Raw genomic sequence first — 16,251 nt, 5'->3', positions numbered from 1 at the left:
ATCGTCCACGGTCTTTACGTCTCCCGTAACAGAGTCATGTGTGCGTTGCAGATATCTGATTTTTGCCATGCAATTTGGCGGGGTTTCCCCCGCCCTCCTTTCGCGTTAGCTTCCCTGGTTAGAGCCGTAGTTCACACCAGAAATAACCGCCACCGCTGCCGTGCGGCGACGCTTCCAGTTGATCCAGCGCTCGGCACGGATAGCCACGCTGTTCGTCTGGAACATGGAAACCAGCTCCGTTCCGGTTGGGCTGACGCTGTCGCCAGTAGGATCGCTTTCCATTTCCAGAGAGGCTTCACGTGACATATCCACTGCCACACCACCGTCGTCAGCCAGATAAATATCCGGCGCGTTCAGCAGGGTAAGATTGCTTCCGGCGTACTGCGAAACGATAGCCGGAAGCCCCTGGAATGTGCCGCCAAGCAGGGTCATTTCCGGATACATTTTCTGGCCCAGAGCATTTTTCTTCATGGACAGCGCCAACGCGTTGGTGCTGGACATGATCCACACGCCGCCAGTTGGCTGGAGGTTATTGGAGACAAACTGAGCGAATGCCGCTTCAGCATCTGCATCCGGATCGCCGGTTGATGGAACAGCCACAATACCGTTGGTAATTGAGGCCGGAGAGACGTTAGCAACTTCAGCTTTCGCCGGGTTAATGAAGTCCGTATCCAGGCGTGCAATGACCGCTTCTGCCAGCGCATTACGCACCAGTGCATCAGCTGCCGGATTGGAGAACCGGATCAGCTCATCGGTCAGCACCGCAATGGCTGCGACTTTGGCGAAGCTGAACGTGATGGACTCAAAGTCGAATTTGGTCAGCGGCTTGGCCTTACCCTGACCTACCCAGCTTGCAGATCCGCCGGAAGTTTGTGCCGGAATGCGAATGTTGAACGGGACCTGACGCAGGGCAGGAATACCACCCTGACCGAAACGACCGATAATGGTCTGCGGGCGGAGGAATTCAACAAAATCATTTGCGTATTCCTGATACTCCACCAGCGCACCAGCCCACTGAGGATCGGTCGTTGTGCCAGCACCAACAGCGGCTTTCAGCACATGGTGAAGTTTCGCATCATCCGGGTACTGCTTACGTGCAATTACCAGCGCTTCAGAACGGCTGCCGTTTGCCGCCGCCAGTGCCTTGGCAAAACGGGCAAAGGCGATACCTTTCTCCAGATTTTGCTCAACGCGAATGATCCCCGGCGCGTTTGCCTTAACGGTGGTGACTTCGCCATTGGCAGTTTTTGTTACCGGTTTAGCCGTGGCTGCAATGCTGGCTTCCATATCACGAAGACGTTTCAGGTGTTCGTCTACAGATTTGATCTCAGAAGAAACGTTGTCATAGCTTTCAGTTTCTTCAGCATCGAGGGTACGGCCTTCATCGAATGCTTTGCTCATGATGTCACTTTGTGAAGCTGCCAGCGCCGCACGCTTATTTTCAAAACTTTTGATCTGTTCAGCGATATTCATCGAAATGTTTCCTTTTTTGGTTTTGGGTGCTGTAGCGCCAGCGGTTTTAGAGGTTTTCACTACCGGTTTCTCATTGCCTGACGCGGCGAGAAACTGGCGATCGAAAGATTTAACGGTCTGGATGGAGCATTCGGCATTGGCCGGAATGGTCACCGCCGAGACCTCAAGCAGGTCCCAGGACAAAAAGCGAATACCGCCTTCATCCAGGAAGGAATACTCAATTGGGCGGAACCCAATCGACAGGCCGCGTACCAGCCCCGCCTTAATCGAAGCCCACGCTTCATCAAGACGTGCGATTAACTGGGATGGCATGTCAGGGGTTGGTTTCACGAGCTTTGCTGTGATCTGCAACCCCTCTTTCACCATTTTTGGCGTGCAGGTGCCAATAGGCTGAGAGCGGTCGTGCTGCCAGAGGAACGGCGTATCGCTACGGAATTTCGCCCCCTCCGGCTCCATAATGTCACCGTCACGATCGGGAGACGGTGTTGAGGCGATGCCGGTGATAATCCGCTCATCCTCATTTACCGACTTAACCGTCATGAGGGTGCAGGCGCGTTTAAGCGTCATTTGCTGGCCTCCAGAAATGAAAAAAACCCGCATGCGCGGGCCATTAACTGACGTGTGTGTTAAACGAAAAATACCTGGTAGTCTTTTTTGACCGGTTCGGGGTTAAGAGCCATTAACGTAACGGCGTTGAATGTGGCCATAAGAGGGTCAATTTTCCCCTTCCCGCTGGCCTGTTTGGTGATGAGTATGGCATTACCTTTCGGCTCCACACGGGCGTTGCCTACGCACCATGCCAACAGAGGCTGACCACCATGAAGCAGAACACCTTCAGCCAGCTTTCGCTCGGTAGTCTTAATGGCGCCGCCGAGTTTCCAGCCCTGGCTGACCCCGGTTACAGCCTCATCAGGAATGCCTGCCTCACTGAGCGCATCAAGAATTTGCCCTACCTCAGAGGGGTCAATCCCGATTTTGTCCAGCAGTTCGGCTTCATAAATCCGGCTGACGTACTCTGCAACTTGCTCAACATCCTCGCCTACCCGCTTAACGATCGTCAGGTCACCGGCCCTCTCAAAATCCTTTAATTTTGAAATTTCGCTCTTTCGCCTTTCCAGGGCGATGGTATGTGCCCATGCATGGCACCAGCATAACCACTCGCGCGTCTGGCGATCGCGCCCGATAACAGCCAGGCCGAGAAGGTCATCGAGACCACCGCCATCGATACCAACTGTGACCACCTCAGAACGGCGCAAAATATCGTCAAAAGTGACGCGCCTTGCCTGTTGCTCCCAGAAATCTGCCCCTGCCCATCTGTCAGCGCGCAGGGCGAGACCGATTTCAACGTTGGCGTGCTTCGACATAAAGCCACGGAAATCTTCTTCCCCGGCCTCTTTCGCTTTATTGTATTCACGGTATAGAAACTGCTCGTCTACGGAGTAACCCAGGTTGGGGTTAACCATCGCGAGGTTATCCAGAAGAAGATGTTCACCGCTGGCAACCATTTCCGGTGGATGCTCAAATATCACCGGAAGGAAATGCGGATCGTGAATCTTTCCGTCGCGAACGTCACGGGCGTATTGCAACTTCTTCTTAAACACACCTGCCGGCGGTTCGTTAGACTGCGTGGTTGTGTACATCACAAAGCCTTCCGGTCGTGATGCCATGCCACCGACTGCCTCACGCAGCATATCTTCGGAGTTATGTTGCTTTCCAAAAAGCCACAACTCGTCAATGAGCGTGCCGACAGATTTAATCCCCGAAACGGTGTTGGGGTCGGCGGCCACCACTTTCAGCGTCGTGTCCGTTCCCCTGTGGGTGATTGTCCTGATGTGTGTCTGCACCTGGCAGAGGTCATCCAGATCATCATCCCGCTTTACCATGTCACGCGCCGGGTTAAAGGCGTTTGTCGCCACCTCTACGGTCGGGGCGATGATGGTGTACCCGGCAGCCTGACGCCAGTTAAGCAGCAACGCCGTCATCATGATCCCGGCGGCCAGCGTAGACTTGGAGTTTTTTTTGGGGATGAGCACAAACACTTCTGTAATGTGCCTGCGGCCAGTTTCGGCATCATACGAGCCGAACAGCGCCGCAACGAGATCGAAAACCCACTGTGCGCAGGATTCACCGAACGTTGGCGATCCTGGAGCATCAACGATTTTCAGTTGCCTGAAAACGTTCAGGGCTATTTCAGCCTGCTCCGGGTAAATCGGGGCAGGAATAATAGACTGGCCTTTCTTCAGGCGCTCCGCCCAGTCACGGCAGGCAGTTGTCCACTCCGGCATCATGTATTCCCGCGATTGTTAACCACCAGTTTCGGCGGCTGCTGAATTGCGAACTTATTGGCCGCTTTTTTGGCAGCCTCAGCTTTTGCATCCTTCTTACCGCCCTCACCTTTCTTCTGATGCATATAAGGCAGCATGGCCTTTGCAGCATCTTTCCTGGTTTCGATTTCGTAACCAACGTTGTTCATAACCGATTTCAGGAAGTCGAGAGGGTCTTCATACTCACCGGCGGACGATGCCGCAGGAGGTCGTTTTTCTTCAGGCGTGTTTACTGCTGGGGTATAAACATTCCTGCGATACGCAGGTTCGTCATCCACCTCAACTTTTTCTCGTTTTTTCCGCTCAATAAACGCGATGACCTCCGGGTCTTTAGCAAGCTGCGACCCCTTGGAACGCGCGGATTTTTCAGAATATCCCGCCTTTATTGCCGCATCCTTCTGAGACATCCCGGACATCAGCGCGAGAGCATATTTCCGCTTCTGCGCTGTTAACATGTTTACACCCTCCAGAGGGGGATTTTTTCTGCGAATGAGAGGGGGCGAGGTGTCCAGGGCGATCGATGTTTACTCTGGATGATACCCCCCCGGGGTTGGCAGGCCTCAGAGCCCTATAAATACAGATTCCTGATCGACATCATGCACCTCATGCTTCAGGGCTTGTTCATCAGGCTGACCCGTAGCGGCTTCACGTGCAGACTTACCTGCATGACATTCAGTGCAGAGCGTCCACAGGTTGCTCTCCGAGTTATCGCCTCCGAACTGAAGCGCGATACGGTGGTCGAGTTCACTGTCAGTCAAATCAACAACCCGATTACACATACAGCAGTGACCACTGTCACGCGCATAGATACGGCGCTTCAAACTCACCCTTGCACTTCCACTTATGCGGCGCTGCTCACCGTAGATCGGCTTGATGCGTCGCGTATCAATGGCTTTCAGGCGTGGCTTTAACGTTGTTAGCTTAGACATGCAACCTCCACGCCCGACGGCGTTCTGTTCGTGGCGCTGAGTCAGGGTGACGCTCTACAGGTTCACCATCTGCATGGTCCACCAGCGAGTAACAGGGATAAACCACAGTGCCGCCATAGGCATCACCAACGGCATAATCGGCAGGCTTGCTGCTGACCCATCGAGAAAAAACTCGTTCAATATGCTGAGAAGGTACGCTGTAACAAACGCCGTGTATCAGCCGCGGAAGTGTGATGTAGTCAGCCTGAGTTTTATCAGCAACTATCAGTCGTTCGGCTATCTGCATCTGGTACTGAGGTGGCCGGCCAGTGCCCAGGTAAAAGCTCACCAGTGAATCAGGGAAGCGGTTAAGACACTCACCCACCAGATCAGTAAAACCAGCAACAGGCATCGCGTCATCTTCCAGCACGACTACCCGGCAAGGTTGCTCGGCAGCCCATTCAAGCGCGCGTCGGTGATTCCAGTTCGCGCCGTGGTTACCGTCATCAATCAGCAGATGAGCATCCAGCAGCGCAGCAAGACGTTGTGCATGTTCTAAGCGGGTGTGATGAGCGCAAACTACGAATTTCATGTGTAAGCCTCTGTCGGTGCGTGGGTGTGAACTCGTTTTCTGGCAGCGATAATTTCTTTTTCTGCGTCAGAAAGATTTTTAAACCATTTTTGCCACACCACTTCGCCACAGTTGAACAGAGTGGCCCGCCACATATTTCCGTCCTTATATACACCTCTCACACCTGATTCGGCTCTCCCGGCAAGTGAAAGATTTTGCATATTCTGAGAGCGAGTAGCCAACCTAAGATGATTTACATTCACACATGCTCTATTGCGGCAAATGTGGTCAATCTCCATTCCGTCAGGTATTCGGCCTTTTTCTCTTTCCCAGGCATATCGGTGGGCTGAAATGATGCGGCCTTCCGATTTTAGTTGTGGGTATCCTTTGCTGTTTTTTGCACCGGTCCACAGTAAGCACTCACCTGATATCTCGGTACTAAATTCAAATCTCACCTCAGGTGAGGCAAACCTGTCTTTCCCGGCGAGAGGATCGCCAAATTTCCTCATCCGAATGTAGTGTTTGTTGCATAGGTTGCGCGCTAAAACTTTATTGCAGCATCCGGAAACATTGCAGAATCTAGTCATAGATAATTTCCTTCGCCCATAAAAAAAGCCGCACGATGGCGGCTACTGTCTGTATATCAGGATTTTCAACGAATTAAAGTGCGGATAGGCTGAAGGCTCATTAATACAAGGAGTAAATATGTCTGGACTTATCAATCCTCAAAACGCCCCAGAAGAATCAGCTTATGCATTACTGATTGAAATGATTAGAGCCCAAAGAGTTCCTGTTTATTCAGGAGGGGATATATCTAATCTCCTCTCAATGTATAACCAGGCTGTTCAGCACTTCCAAAAGAGTAGCGATGACAATAATTAAAGATTTTCTTACTTTTTGTTAAACGTTTCACGGATTGAATTTGCCATTAATGAGCACCTTCAATCCGTGTCTCGCTTTGAACTTCTCTCCACTATTTATGGCGCCACCAGGCGTACTCCTTACCGATACCTTCAGACTTAAACACTGTGTGGATGCGCGGGCCGGTGACAATGCGATCGCCAAAAGACTTAGCGACAATGCCAAAAGCGATCATATCCCCCACCGCTGCATCAGCCTGCTCTGTCTTCCAGAATCGGTAGCTCTCAATCCGGTAGTACAACCGGATGATGCCGTGCGCGAACGCCATTACATCAGCGCGCGTCCCGCCCAGCAGCCCGGCGTTAAGCATCACATCGTTGCGGTGCTGTTCGATAAACTCCTGGTAGATGCGTTCCGGGTGATTCTGCTTTGCCCATGCGTCAGCGTAGGTTTTTGGTTCGGAGCCGACGTACACCTTCCCTACCTCCATTTCTTCCCACGGCGCGCGAAGCATTTCGACATCGGTACCATCGGTACACCAGACGAACCGGTATTCAGGGTGATCTCGCAGGTGCTGCCAGATGTGCAGCCATCGCCGGAAGTAGACATTCATCTTCACGTCAGGTACGCGATACAGCTCAACATCCGCCGGGGCCGTCAGTAATTCATCCACCAGCGCTATACGACCACACTGGCGAAGCGAGGCCGCCCATTTGCTCAGCATGTCAGGCGAGGGCGCCATTTTTGTGCCGCGCTGCGGGTCAGGCTGACTGGTGAGAAGCGTTGTGATAACCACGTCGCGCTGCTGGCGGTATTCAACGTAACCAGTAAACCCGGCATCACGCCGTTCGTTATGGATCTTCACGTTACGTTCCACCAGCGCCTGTCGGTCGGGACGCGGTACCGAACGCTCTACGGCTTCATGCTCATCGAGAGAATGGATCAGCTTTTCTGAACCGACCACATCACCGTAAGCCCATGTCGTCAGGCCAGCATTGTGAATGCGCAGGGCGAGGTCACTGTGTTCGTACATACCGCGACCGTATACCGGATCGAAACCACCAACTTTCTCTATGGCGCTGCGGTGGTAGTAAAGCATTACGCCACGCTGTCCGGAGTAAGCGATGTGCTTATCATCCCGATACAGAACCGCCATATCCTTCAGCTTATTCGTCCCTGCCAGATCAAGAAACTGATAAGCCAGGTGTGGCTCGGGTGATTCGATGTAAGGCAAGTGCCAGTTATCAGCGATGGGCCAGGCGTCATCGTCCCAAAGGAAAAGATGCTCACACCCGGCGTCCATCAGCGCGGTTAAACTGGCGTTCTTCGAAGCAACAATGCCGAGTGATGTTTCATGGCGACGCAGCTGCACGCCGTCAGGCACTACTGCGGCAGGTTTTGAACCATCATCGACTACCACCACCAGCGCGCCGGCTGGCAGGTGCCTCAGATGCTGTTCGAGTGAACGTTTTAAAACGTCTGCGCGCTGATGTGTCGAAATGGCAATGCCGATCCGGGATGAAACGACGCTGGCGGGAGCGTATGGGACACCATCAATAGTGACCTGCATAAAACCTCCCGTCAGATTCCACGCCGTAAGGAAGTCCAGATCGCACCGCCTGGCTGCATAGCTTGTTGAATAGTTTCGTCCACAACCTTTTTGATGGACTGCTGTAAGGCGGTCTCTAACGCGTTTTGGTGATTGGCGGCAACCGCAAACTTTTCAGCCAAAATCTTCACGCGGCTTTTACCATCGTCAACATCGAGTGCCATGCCAGCTTCGTGCTGCTTACCCTTGTCGGTGACGTTCACGTTCAATTTCACGTTATAACCCGTAGACAATACGCCATCACCGATCAGCGCCTTATGGATGTAGGCTTGCCCTGATTTATCGACAAACCAGCCCCATTTAAAGTCTTCAATTGGGCAGTAGCTATTGATGCCGTCTCTTGGCTCATCTATAGGGCAGCCGATATAACCACCAGCGGGAACACCAAAGCGAGTATTTGCCAGATGCTTAATGGCAAACTCCTGCCCTTCAGCAGTCAGGAACGTGAAGAAGTTTTTCTCGTGATATTTTGTAGCGGTATGGCGACTTTCAGCAAACCCCAGTTCTCGAAGCTCAGCTGCGCCAGATTTAGATGGCAGATCTCCACCAGTCAACGCACCACGAAAAAACAGCGCATAAAGAACATCCGTCGCAGCGCCGGACAACGTAATGATTTTCTGACCCATGATTTATTTCCTTTTAGGCGTGAGCCTGTCGCACGGCAAAGCCGCCGAAAGTTAACGGTTTGCCCAGGCTCACAGCTGAAAGACTTTCTTTGATGTGCGCGTGCGATGCGCATAAAAAAGGTCGCTTTCGCGACCCGTTTTTGATCAATTACATGTATTGAAGGATTTTTTCTTTTAGCCGTTTATCCACCTTTAAGCGAAATCGCTCACCAGTTGAAAGTGTTATAACGCAACGGATTTTATTTGGATGAAAATTTAGCTTTTTCAACCGCACGGCCATTCTTTTGAACCAATCTTCATCAGCATCAATAATAATTCGATAATTAGCTTCATCTCCGTTTTCTAAACGAGTAGGAAGTCGATCAGACTCTTTATTCCTAAATAGCTGTTGAAGCTCAATTTCTCCGCCAACATACCAGTAAATGGCTTTGATTTTTATCGAATGCAATGAACGGTTAACAACTGTTATTGCTATCAGCCTCCGGTCATCATCATCAGACATGATACGCCCGAATTTAACCTTTCCTCCAATAAAAGCCCTTCGATTGATTAAAGCAATGAACAGCGAAGTGATAACAGCTAAAAAAGTAGCCACTCCTGAAAACCAAGCCCCGTATGCAGATACTTTTGCCCAGTATGCAGTTTCACGGGCTGAAATTAACGCTTCGTAAGAGATATAATCAGAATTCATACTCACCCCACTTTTTTGAGGTGATTGTATCTGAAAGCTTTATCACAGGCACTCAGTGAATGCCTGCTGTAATGACTATCCCCTACACGGGATATTTGTCAGCTTATCCGCTTGAGGGGATAACCATTATCAAGCCCACCCGCAGATGAGCTTTGTAATGGTTACTGCGCTGGTTGAATATCGATGAAGTACTCTTTGCCCTGCTCAAACTGTTCGAATGCAGCCGGGTTCGAGACAACCAGCTGCAATTGGCCGCCAGGCGTGTACTTTGACCATGACTTGTTTTCTTCTGTGTCAGCGGTCACGGGGCTCATGTGAATTGTACGGTGTGAATCGCCATCTGCTTTCTGAATAAAGTGGCAGCGGAATTTAGCGCGAACGGTCATGGGGTTTCCTCGGATAGTAAAAAGCCCCGCTATTGCGAGGCGCTGGTTTGTTTCTGGCAGTTAGCCTGCCACGCTTTGTTATGCGCCAGGATGTCTTTCTTCGTCTGGCGGTCCAGCACATACCAGTCGTGAGCAGTTCCGTAGATAGGTTTAACCCAGTCGCAAGCCGTGTCCACTACCTCAACCCTTACGGGTCCAGTTGTCCCGCAGCTCGCGATCAACATCGTCGCCAGGCATATGGTTAACAGTCTGCTGTACATTGCTGGCCTCTTTCGTTGCTTCAACCCGGCGCTTCGCTACTGCTTCAGTGGCGGCGGTGTTCTCTTCGGTGCGTTGCTTATCGGCTTTCGCTTCCGCTTTGCTGGTGCCGCGAATATGGCCCAGGCCAAAAGCTCCAGCTATAGCTGAAACCACCAACGCGAACAGCCCGATTATCGTTTCGATCCCCACATTCACCTCACACCAGAACGGATTTCGCCAGGTTAAACAGCGCGCGGCGTTTATCCAGTCCGTTTCTGCCGCCATTGATTAACAGTGTCACGCGCTCAACGTCGCCGGAATGAAGAAGGCAACCGCGGGAGGCATAGAACCATGCGGCAGAGCGCGCGGCGTATTCATCCTTTTCAAGCAGCTCCGGTTGAGTAACAAGGTCCAGTTTCAACGCCTGGCCACAACTGCGATAGTTGCTCAGGCCGGTAATCTGTTTCAGCCCACGACCGCGATATTTCCAGCCATCACCAGCGACCTGATTGCCAAGGTGTTCTTTTCCCCACTCACCACCGTATACCAGATTGGCGATCGCTTTCTGGTTTGCCGGTTGCGTTGCAGTTCTGCCAAGTGCGGCGGCCTGCTGTTGAGTGATGCGGTGGCTGCCGAACGTCGGCACTAAGTTTTCTGCCGCATAATTAAGATTTTCCACCACACGGGTAAATCTGGAGCTTTCATGCCCCATCTGGGCAATAAACATGGCCTGGTCAAGCGGTGCGGTGATGCCGTATTCCTTCATGGCGGCGTCGATATGCGGAAACCAGCGCGCAGCTAATCCGGCGCTGATACCAGCCGCCTTCTGAAATTGTGATTGGTTCATTAGTGCCTCAGATGATCAACCAGCCGCGCCATATTTCCACGAACCTTCAGGATGGCGGCGAAGATAAGAATGTTTGCGACCACCACCAGCCAACTGGAATCACGATAAAGGCCGAAGATGAACTGCAAGGGGATCGCGGCGTAAACCAGCACGGTTATATACGCCAGGACAGAAATAAAGGGGCGATGCCGGGCGCCATGTCGCTGGTAAAACATCAGCACGATGACGATGGCCGCACAAATAAACGCATTAAAGACTGCTGACGGGTCAATTACCATTTCCCCCTCCCCCACGTAGCCGCGAGAAAAACTTGAACACGTTGTTCAGGTCCTGGTTGTTAAGATAAGTGAGGATTTTTATACACAGGGCAGACAGAATCACTGCACCCAGTGCATCCAGCGGTTTTTCATAGTGCGAAGCTGCATTTAGCAGTGAGCCAATAAGTCCTGCCCCGAGCACCCCAACGATAAACGACGTCAGGAAATATGCTGCCAGTCGGGCGCGGGACAGGTTTGTGGCTGTCGCGACGTAGAACACCGCACCACCAAACGCCCCGAACACCACACCAAAATCTGTATGAGTAAAGACGCCGTACAGGACTGAACCCAGCAGGCCGCCGCCGAGAACAGCGCCGGTGCCGGTTAATGGATCGGACATTAAGCCCCCTCTTATTGCTGTGATCCCTCTCAGGAAATTTGAGGGGAATAAAAAAAGCCCGCTCGCTAGAGCAGGCTAAAGTGATGATTATCACAAGAAGGTAGAAAGGAGATCATCCGAAAGACAGGTAGTGACGTCCGGGTATCGAGGCCGATTCACTGATGGTTCAGGAGAACCACCTGCCAGCGGATATATCCCCTTCTTCTTTAGCGTAGCCGTAACTTCGGGAAACGAGCAAAAAAAACCTGCTGTTTAAAGCAGGCTCTCAAGGAATTATCAATTCTATATTATTGTTATCGTGGTGCCGGGTGCCTCCCGGTGAGAATTACTCCAGCAAACATTCCCGCGTCTGAGAGGTTTCCTTTTCAGGTAACTGCTGGAACGCCCCTCCGCATAGGGGGATTCACCACAATAAAAAAATAGCGCATAAATCAGAGTTGAGAAACTTCCTCGCTTAACGAATTGGACACTGGTCCGCCATCGAGGATTCGAACCCCGAACCACAGAGGTAGAAGCTCCGTGCTCTTTCCAGTTGAGCTAATGGCGGAAAAAAAAGACCAGCATTGGGTTGCTGGTCATGGGTCATGCAGTTGTCTCTGCGAAGTTGGTGTATCCCCACCAAGTGTTATCAGTATCGAGAGCATTATCGAATGCCAGTTTACTACAGCACCGAAGAAAAAATTCACTCTGTCAAAGGCCATCAGAAATGACCTTTTGCAAAGTGTTATTTACTGGATTTAAACAGGGGCCAGAGTAAAGCAATTACCCCGGCTACCAGCACGCCATCAGCAAGGATGGACATCATTTTGCTGGTGAAGTCGATGGCAACCACCAGGAACATCAATACCCCGGCGGCTACCCAGCGCAATTTCCCGATCACAGGTACTGGTCCAGTGGAAGTTGCAGCGCCTGAGCGATTTTCTTGAGCTGCTTCTCTTCTTCTTCCCCGATGCCGTCGTTGTCAGCGACATCAAGGCACAGGCAAAGAACATCAACAGCATCGTTTGTACCGGCAACGTCAGCCAGTTCGCGCAGCGCCTGTGCATTAGCAGAGCGCGGCGAAGCTTCATAGCGAGCACGGATATTGCTACTCATCTGTGCGATCTCACCAGCGAACGGTGCGAAAGCAGGCAATGCTGAAATGGTTTTTTCCAGAGTGGCGATTTCTTTCGCGTCGCATGTACCGTCGGCATACGCAATGGAGTAAGCACCCCACACCGTAGCTTCAACCGCGTCGCGGTTTTCCATTTTCTTAACTTCAACAACAGCTTTACGTGCTTTCTTTTTGAAGATACCAAACATAGTGACTTTCCTTTTAGCGGGTGAGCCAGCGCTCAGGAATGATCAGCCCACAGAGACAGTCACACCGACCGTTCCCTATGGCTCACCCCTGAAAGGCTCTGTGGTTGAATTGCGCCGAGCGTGGCGCGGATATGAAAAAGGCCGCCTTTAGGCAGCCTCTTACATGACAAAACCCTGTCGTAGCAGGGTTTTGGAATCGTTTTAAGTCCGTGGCGTAGAAACCACTCTTAACACAGTAATACATAAAATGCGGACCGCGTGAGGAAAACGATGGTTTTTTTAAAGCGAATGAGTAAAATCAACGCCACTTTGCACACAAGTTATCCACACTGTGCGATTGCAAATTCTCAATGAATTTCGTAAATGCGCTAATTTATGTGCTTTTTTTGCCGATAGCATCTATACACTTGTGTGGTAAGTTTTGAATGAACGTTACCTCTTGGTTTGAAAATTCTTAACATAAGGACATCTGAATGTTTGAGCAGCGTAAAGCTCTGTACGCGCAACTGGAACAAGCACGTAATTCAAAAGTATTATGCTATGTCACAGGTGACAGACCAAACCAAGAAGCTCAAATCAGTGCTGATGTATTCGATTTGTTCGTCAATCATTTAGATGTGATCGGTGATGTTCAAAAAATTAGTCTTGTGCTTTACACACGAGGCGGGGATACTTTGACAGCATGGAGCCTTGTAAACCTGCTTCGTCAGTTTTGCAAAGAGCTCGAAATCATAATCCCATCCAAATGTCATAGTTCTGGGACGATAATGTGTCTTGGTGCTAACAACTTGGTTATGACTAAGCAGGCAACCCTGGGGCCAATCGATCCGAGTGTGAACACACCACTTAACCCTTCGACCATTATCAATGGGCAGCAACTTCAACTTCCAGTCAGCGTTGAAGAAATCAATGGTTATCTTGAAGTAGTTAAGCATGATTTGAGTATCAAAGATGACGCCTCACTTGCAAAGATCCTCCTTGCATTAAGTGAAAAGGTTCACCCACTGGTGCTTGGTAAAGTCTATCGAGCTAAAGCGCAGATTCAAATGCTCGCAAGAAAACTACTTTCTCATCAACTCACTGATAGTGAAAGTATTGAGAAAATTGTAAGTTTCCTTTGTAGTGATTCTGGTAGCCATGACTACACTATAAATAGAATCGAGGCAGTAAACGATCTGGGCCTTACTGTGGAAAAACCAGATGAGCATCTTTACGGCCTGATTAAAGCAATTTATGAAGATTTCAAAACTGAGATGCATCTGGGTGAACCTTTTGACCTAAATGCTATCTTAGGAACAGTGAACCAAGCATCATACGTATCTGTCAGGAGCATTTTAGAGGCTCCAGATACGTTTTCATATCAATTCCGCACTGAGGGGATGTTACAGCGTTTTCAAGTTCCAGGCGCCCCAGGTCAGTTCGGCATAAATCATAACCTTATCTCAGAAGGGTGGGCTCGACATGGATAACAAATCATCTACAGGAAACTTTGTAGTCTATACGAATAGGCATATAAATACTGCTGCGCCTAAGCCAGCAAGTACCCCTTCTACTGCTCAAAAAGTCAGTAATAACGGGGTAAATGGCTACAGTAACTTTTTAAGTTGCACCACAGGTTCGGTTATAAAAAACAGTTTCTAAAAGCAACGGCTCTCAAAGAGCCGTTGTTGTATCTACTCACATTCTAAACGTATATCGAGCATGCTAAGGCAACCGTCAATAAACCCTTCTGCCATCTGGATCTCTATGCGTATTAGCTTCTCATCCTTCTTTCTCGCTTTCGCGATTTTCCGTTTTGAGATGCCATATAGATAATGAGCAACCAAGAGCGAATGCTCATATGGTTTTCGTTTTTGAAGCCGAGCCAAACACCCTTCTATAATCAGGGCGTCATCGTCAGTGCAAGAAAGGCGGGATTTACTTGTTTGAGGAAGAAGCCCTTTGAAACCAGCTGCGATTGGTGAGTAATCCACACCAGAACTATCGCTCGCGGCCCAACCTCCCCAACGCTCTAATACCTTCTGAATATCACGCATGTTTTCTCCACTTTTCATGCTAATACGCCGATTGCCAGCGCACGATCTAAAAACCGAAACAGCAGCGTTAACTGGTCGCCGTATTTCGCTTCAAATGCCACAGGATCAGCGTGTAACTCGTCGTGATGCGCTCTGCACAGCGGTATCACAAACAGGTCATGCGCCTTAGTACCCATTCCACCCTGCCCGTGTCCTATCAGGTGGTGGGGGTCGTCTGCCGGGTTATTACAGCAACAGCACTGCTGCGACTTCACCCAGCGGGTGTATTTCTCGTTTTCCCAGCGTCGGCGCTTTGGCCTCAGCATGAAAGATTCCGGCGTTTCAGGATCGACCTTCACCGCCACTATCTTTTTTGCCTTCTCCTGAAAGATTTGCGTAGCCGGTAATGACGGGACAATGTCGCTTTCCCTCATCACTGAACTGTGCTGTTCTGGCTTGATTCTGAGTGCTTTACTCGCCACTGATTCAGGAACAAGGTCAGCCAGATCATTACGTACCATCCACCAGCAGAACTCAGGAAGCGAAAGAGTGTGGTCAGGGCTGAAACCTAAATCAATATTTACCCTTTCCAGCAGCCATTTTACCAGGTTCTGCATGGCAATTCCTGCCAGTCTTTCAGTGGTTTGCTCACGTAAATGGTTATCACATGACCAACAAACACGAATGCTCCCCGGAGCGTGGCGCATTACCGTAAAGTCACTGGCATGCCAGTCAGTGTGAGGCCACTGACATTCAAATTTTCTCTCCAGCCAGGCATCAAGGCTACTCAATCCACCAGCTCGCTGAATGACCCTCTCGTTAATGAAAATAGCCTGCATGTTGGCATCGTCAGTCAGGGGCTGGTGGGCTTCAGGGATTAATCCAGATGGCAGATGCTGGATGGCTTCGGATGGTGGCTCAATAACTACCCTTCCCTGACGGAATAGCCAGAGCAGTTCGTTACCAGGGCGGAACAGAACCACCCCGGACATCGGCGCAATTTCAGGCGTTAGTATGGCTCTCACGCAATTTGCCCCTTAGCGACATACTCTGCCCAAAGTCCACCTATCCAGCGCACCCCTTTCGCCGTGAAACGAGACTGATTGAACGCATAGTTGGTCTGGTTGGTGGTCCCGGTCTTAACTTCAAATCGGCCTGCTTCGATGTGTTTACTCTTCGGAGTAAGCACGCGGTTCAGGCGGTACATGATGCCGTTCTCAATGAGGAACATCGCGAACTCGGGTTCTTTGGCGTTAAGGAGCTTGGCAACCTGCCGGAATGTCATTGACCCGGTGGCTTTGACGTAGCGATCAACAAATTCAGCCTTTGGTGCGGCAATTGCCAGTTCTTCACTCAGACGTTGCTTCTGTTCAGCAAGATCAGCGGCGAGCCGGAGCGCTTCAGGGAGTGTTTGGGGAACAACCATCCCGGCCCCGCTCTCCAGTTCCTGCCAGCGATCAACCAGACGGGCAGTAAACTCCGGGCACAGCTGCGCGACGATCACATAGCTGTCTCGCTTGTTAACTTCGTAGTAATGGTAAGTCTGCTGGTTCTGAGGATGGGTGTACTGCATTGCAGCATACCCCCCAATAACGCCGGATTTCATCAGTCGCTCGATGGTTACGCAGACATTGCTGTGACGGGAATCGACCAGCTTCGCAATTTCACGACTGGACATCGTTATCTGCTGACCTATCGCGGCGGCATGGTTTGTCGGACACGTTACGGTGATGTTCATCTG

At 50.7% G+C, this 16,251-nt stretch carries 22 protein-coding genes and 1 tRNA gene; 2 read left to right on the top strand and 21 right to left on the bottom strand.

Annotated elements, in window-relative coordinates; all coding sequences use genetic code 11:
* Nucleotides 1–105: 105 nt before the first annotated feature.
* From O1724_RS09610 to O1724_RS09585, 6 genes are all read right to left on the bottom strand, one after another.
* Nucleotides 106–2,040: a phage major capsid protein gene (locus O1724_RS09610; protein ID WP_479983969.1), complete on the bottom strand. Its 1,935-nt coding sequence runs from the start codon at nucleotides 2,038–2,040 to the stop codon at nucleotides 106–108.
* 59 nt (nucleotides 2,041–2,099) lie between these two features.
* Nucleotides 2,100–3,761, bottom strand: coding sequence for a terminase large subunit (locus tag O1724_RS09605; protein WP_126296656.1), 1,662 nt, complete (start codon nucleotides 3,759–3,761; stop codon nucleotides 2,100–2,102).
* A complete protein-coding gene (locus O1724_RS09600) occupies nucleotides 3,758–4,252 on the bottom strand; it encodes a terminase small subunit (RefSeq protein ID WP_000954404.1) in 495 nt (164 codons plus the stop codon). Before O1724_RS09600 ends, O1724_RS09605 begins: the two co-directional genes overlap by 4 nt.
* Before the next feature lie 105 nt (nucleotides 4,253–4,357).
* Nucleotides 4,358–4,726 carry an HNH endonuclease gene (locus O1724_RS09595; protein ID WP_045895687.1) on the bottom strand — a complete coding sequence of 123 codons (369 nt, stop codon included), beginning with the start codon at nucleotides 4,724–4,726 and terminating at the stop codon, nucleotides 4,358–4,360.
* Nucleotides 4,719–5,297 (bottom strand): hypothetical protein, encoded by a 579-nt coding sequence (locus tag O1724_RS09590; protein WP_126296657.1) that lies wholly within the window; start codon nucleotides 5,295–5,297, stop codon nucleotides 4,719–4,721. Before O1724_RS09590 ends, O1724_RS09595 begins: the two co-directional genes overlap by 8 nt.
* Nucleotides 5,294–5,863, bottom strand: coding sequence for an HNH endonuclease signature motif containing protein (locus O1724_RS09585; protein ID WP_049019491.1), 570 nt, complete (start codon nucleotides 5,861–5,863; stop codon nucleotides 5,294–5,296). Before O1724_RS09585 ends, O1724_RS09590 begins: the two co-directional genes overlap by 4 nt.
* 118 nt (nucleotides 5,864–5,981) lie before the next feature.
* Here O1724_RS09585 and O1724_RS09580 point away from each other — a divergent pair, with 118 nt between their 5' ends.
* The gene (locus O1724_RS09580; RefSeq protein WP_045895685.1) at nucleotides 5,982–6,158 is read left to right on the top strand and encodes a hypothetical protein; all 177 of its coding nucleotides are present in this window, start codon (nucleotides 5,982–5,984) and stop codon (nucleotides 6,156–6,158) included.
* Between the two features lie 91 nt (nucleotides 6,159–6,249).
* Here O1724_RS09580 and O1724_RS09575 read toward each other — a convergent pair whose 3' ends face one another.
* The 12 genes from O1724_RS09575 to O1724_RS09520 form a co-directional block, all read right to left on the bottom strand.
* Nucleotides 6,250–7,707 (bottom strand): glycosyltransferase family 2 protein, encoded by a 1,458-nt coding sequence (locus O1724_RS09575; protein WP_126296658.1) that lies wholly within the window; start codon nucleotides 7,705–7,707, stop codon nucleotides 6,250–6,252.
* A gap of 11 nt (nucleotides 7,708–7,718) precedes the next feature.
* A complete protein-coding gene (locus tag O1724_RS09570; protein WP_126296659.1) occupies nucleotides 7,719–8,372 on the bottom strand; it encodes a phage tail tip fiber protein in 654 nt (217 codons plus the stop codon).
* Between the two features lie 148 nt (nucleotides 8,373–8,520).
* Nucleotides 8,521–9,063: a hypothetical protein gene (locus O1724_RS09565; protein ID WP_058691149.1), complete on the bottom strand. Its 543-nt coding sequence runs from the start codon at nucleotides 9,061–9,063 to the stop codon at nucleotides 8,521–8,523.
* Nucleotides 9,064–9,224: 161 nt separating this feature from the next.
* Nucleotides 9,225–9,449: a hypothetical protein gene (locus O1724_RS09560; protein WP_045345419.1), complete on the bottom strand. Its 225-nt coding sequence runs from the start codon at nucleotides 9,447–9,449 to the stop codon at nucleotides 9,225–9,227.
* A 29-nt stretch (nucleotides 9,450–9,478) separates the two neighbouring features.
* Nucleotides 9,479–9,625: a hypothetical protein gene (locus tag O1724_RS09555; RefSeq protein WP_234833951.1), complete on the bottom strand. Its 147-nt coding sequence runs from the start codon at nucleotides 9,623–9,625 to the stop codon at nucleotides 9,479–9,481.
* Between the two features lie 4 nt (nucleotides 9,626–9,629).
* The gene (locus tag O1724_RS09550) at nucleotides 9,630–9,899 is read right to left on the bottom strand and encodes a hypothetical protein (RefSeq protein WP_126296720.1); all 270 of its coding nucleotides are present in this window, start codon (nucleotides 9,897–9,899) and stop codon (nucleotides 9,630–9,632) included.
* Between the two features lie 7 nt (nucleotides 9,900–9,906).
* A complete protein-coding gene (locus tag O1724_RS09545) occupies nucleotides 9,907–10,536 on the bottom strand; it encodes a glycoside hydrolase family 19 protein (RefSeq protein WP_126296660.1) in 630 nt (209 codons plus the stop codon).
* Nucleotides 10,536–10,814 (bottom strand): phage holin family protein, encoded by a 279-nt coding sequence (locus O1724_RS09540; RefSeq protein ID WP_126296661.1) that lies wholly within the window; start codon nucleotides 10,812–10,814, stop codon nucleotides 10,536–10,538. Before O1724_RS09540 ends, O1724_RS09545 begins: the two co-directional genes overlap by 1 nt.
* Nucleotides 10,804–11,193: a phage holin family protein gene (locus O1724_RS09535; protein WP_017384387.1), complete on the bottom strand. Its 390-nt coding sequence runs from the start codon at nucleotides 11,191–11,193 to the stop codon at nucleotides 10,804–10,806. The genes O1724_RS09540 and O1724_RS09535 overlap by 11 nt, the downstream gene beginning before the upstream one ends.
* Before the next feature lie 470 nt (nucleotides 11,194–11,663).
* Nucleotides 11,664–11,740 (bottom strand) — tRNA-Arg (locus tag O1724_RS09530).
* A 177-nt stretch (nucleotides 11,741–11,917) separates the two neighbouring features.
* Nucleotides 11,918–12,073, bottom strand: coding sequence for a DUF3927 family protein (locus O1724_RS09525; protein ID WP_017384388.1), 156 nt, complete (start codon nucleotides 12,071–12,073; stop codon nucleotides 11,918–11,920).
* Nucleotides 12,070–12,495 carry a tellurite resistance TerB family protein gene (locus tag O1724_RS09520; protein WP_015570939.1) on the bottom strand — a complete coding sequence of 142 codons (426 nt, stop codon included), beginning with the start codon at nucleotides 12,493–12,495 and terminating at the stop codon, nucleotides 12,070–12,072. Before O1724_RS09520 ends, O1724_RS09525 begins: the two co-directional genes overlap by 4 nt.
* Nucleotides 12,496–12,968: 473 nt before the next feature.
* On the opposite strand from O1724_RS09520, the gene O1724_RS09515 reads away from it, so the two are divergent.
* Complete coding sequence (locus tag O1724_RS09515; protein WP_126296662.1) at nucleotides 12,969–13,964, top strand: SDH family Clp fold serine proteinase; 996 nt, start codon at nucleotides 12,969–12,971, stop codon at nucleotides 13,962–13,964.
* 204 nt (nucleotides 13,965–14,168) lie between these two features.
* On the opposite strand, the gene O1724_RS09510 is transcribed toward O1724_RS09515, so the two are convergent.
* The 3 genes from O1724_RS09510 to O1724_RS09500 are packed head-to-tail and all read right to left on the bottom strand — an operon-like array spanning nucleotide 14,169 to nucleotide 16,248.
* Nucleotides 14,169–14,531 (bottom strand): antiterminator Q family protein, encoded by a 363-nt coding sequence (locus O1724_RS09510; protein ID WP_059573519.1) that lies wholly within the window; start codon nucleotides 14,529–14,531, stop codon nucleotides 14,169–14,171.
* A 14-nt stretch (nucleotides 14,532–14,545) separates the two neighbouring features.
* Nucleotides 14,546–15,535 (bottom strand): DUF968 domain-containing protein, encoded by a 990-nt coding sequence (locus O1724_RS09505; protein ID WP_126296663.1) that lies wholly within the window; start codon nucleotides 15,533–15,535, stop codon nucleotides 14,546–14,548.
* On the bottom strand, nucleotides 15,532–16,248 hold the full coding sequence (locus O1724_RS09500; RefSeq protein ID WP_338154853.1) for a phage antirepressor KilAC domain-containing protein: 717 nt from the start codon (nucleotides 16,246–16,248) through the stop codon (nucleotides 15,532–15,534). The genes O1724_RS09505 and O1724_RS09500 overlap by 4 nt, the downstream gene beginning before the upstream one ends.
* Nucleotides 16,249–16,251 lie beyond the last annotated feature (3 nt).

This window comes from Enterobacter cloacae complex sp. HYC074_NIDB (assembly GCF_056673345.1).
The sequence above is the reverse complement of the archived record's forward strand: the minus strand, read 5'-3'. Positions and strand labels throughout refer to the sequence as shown.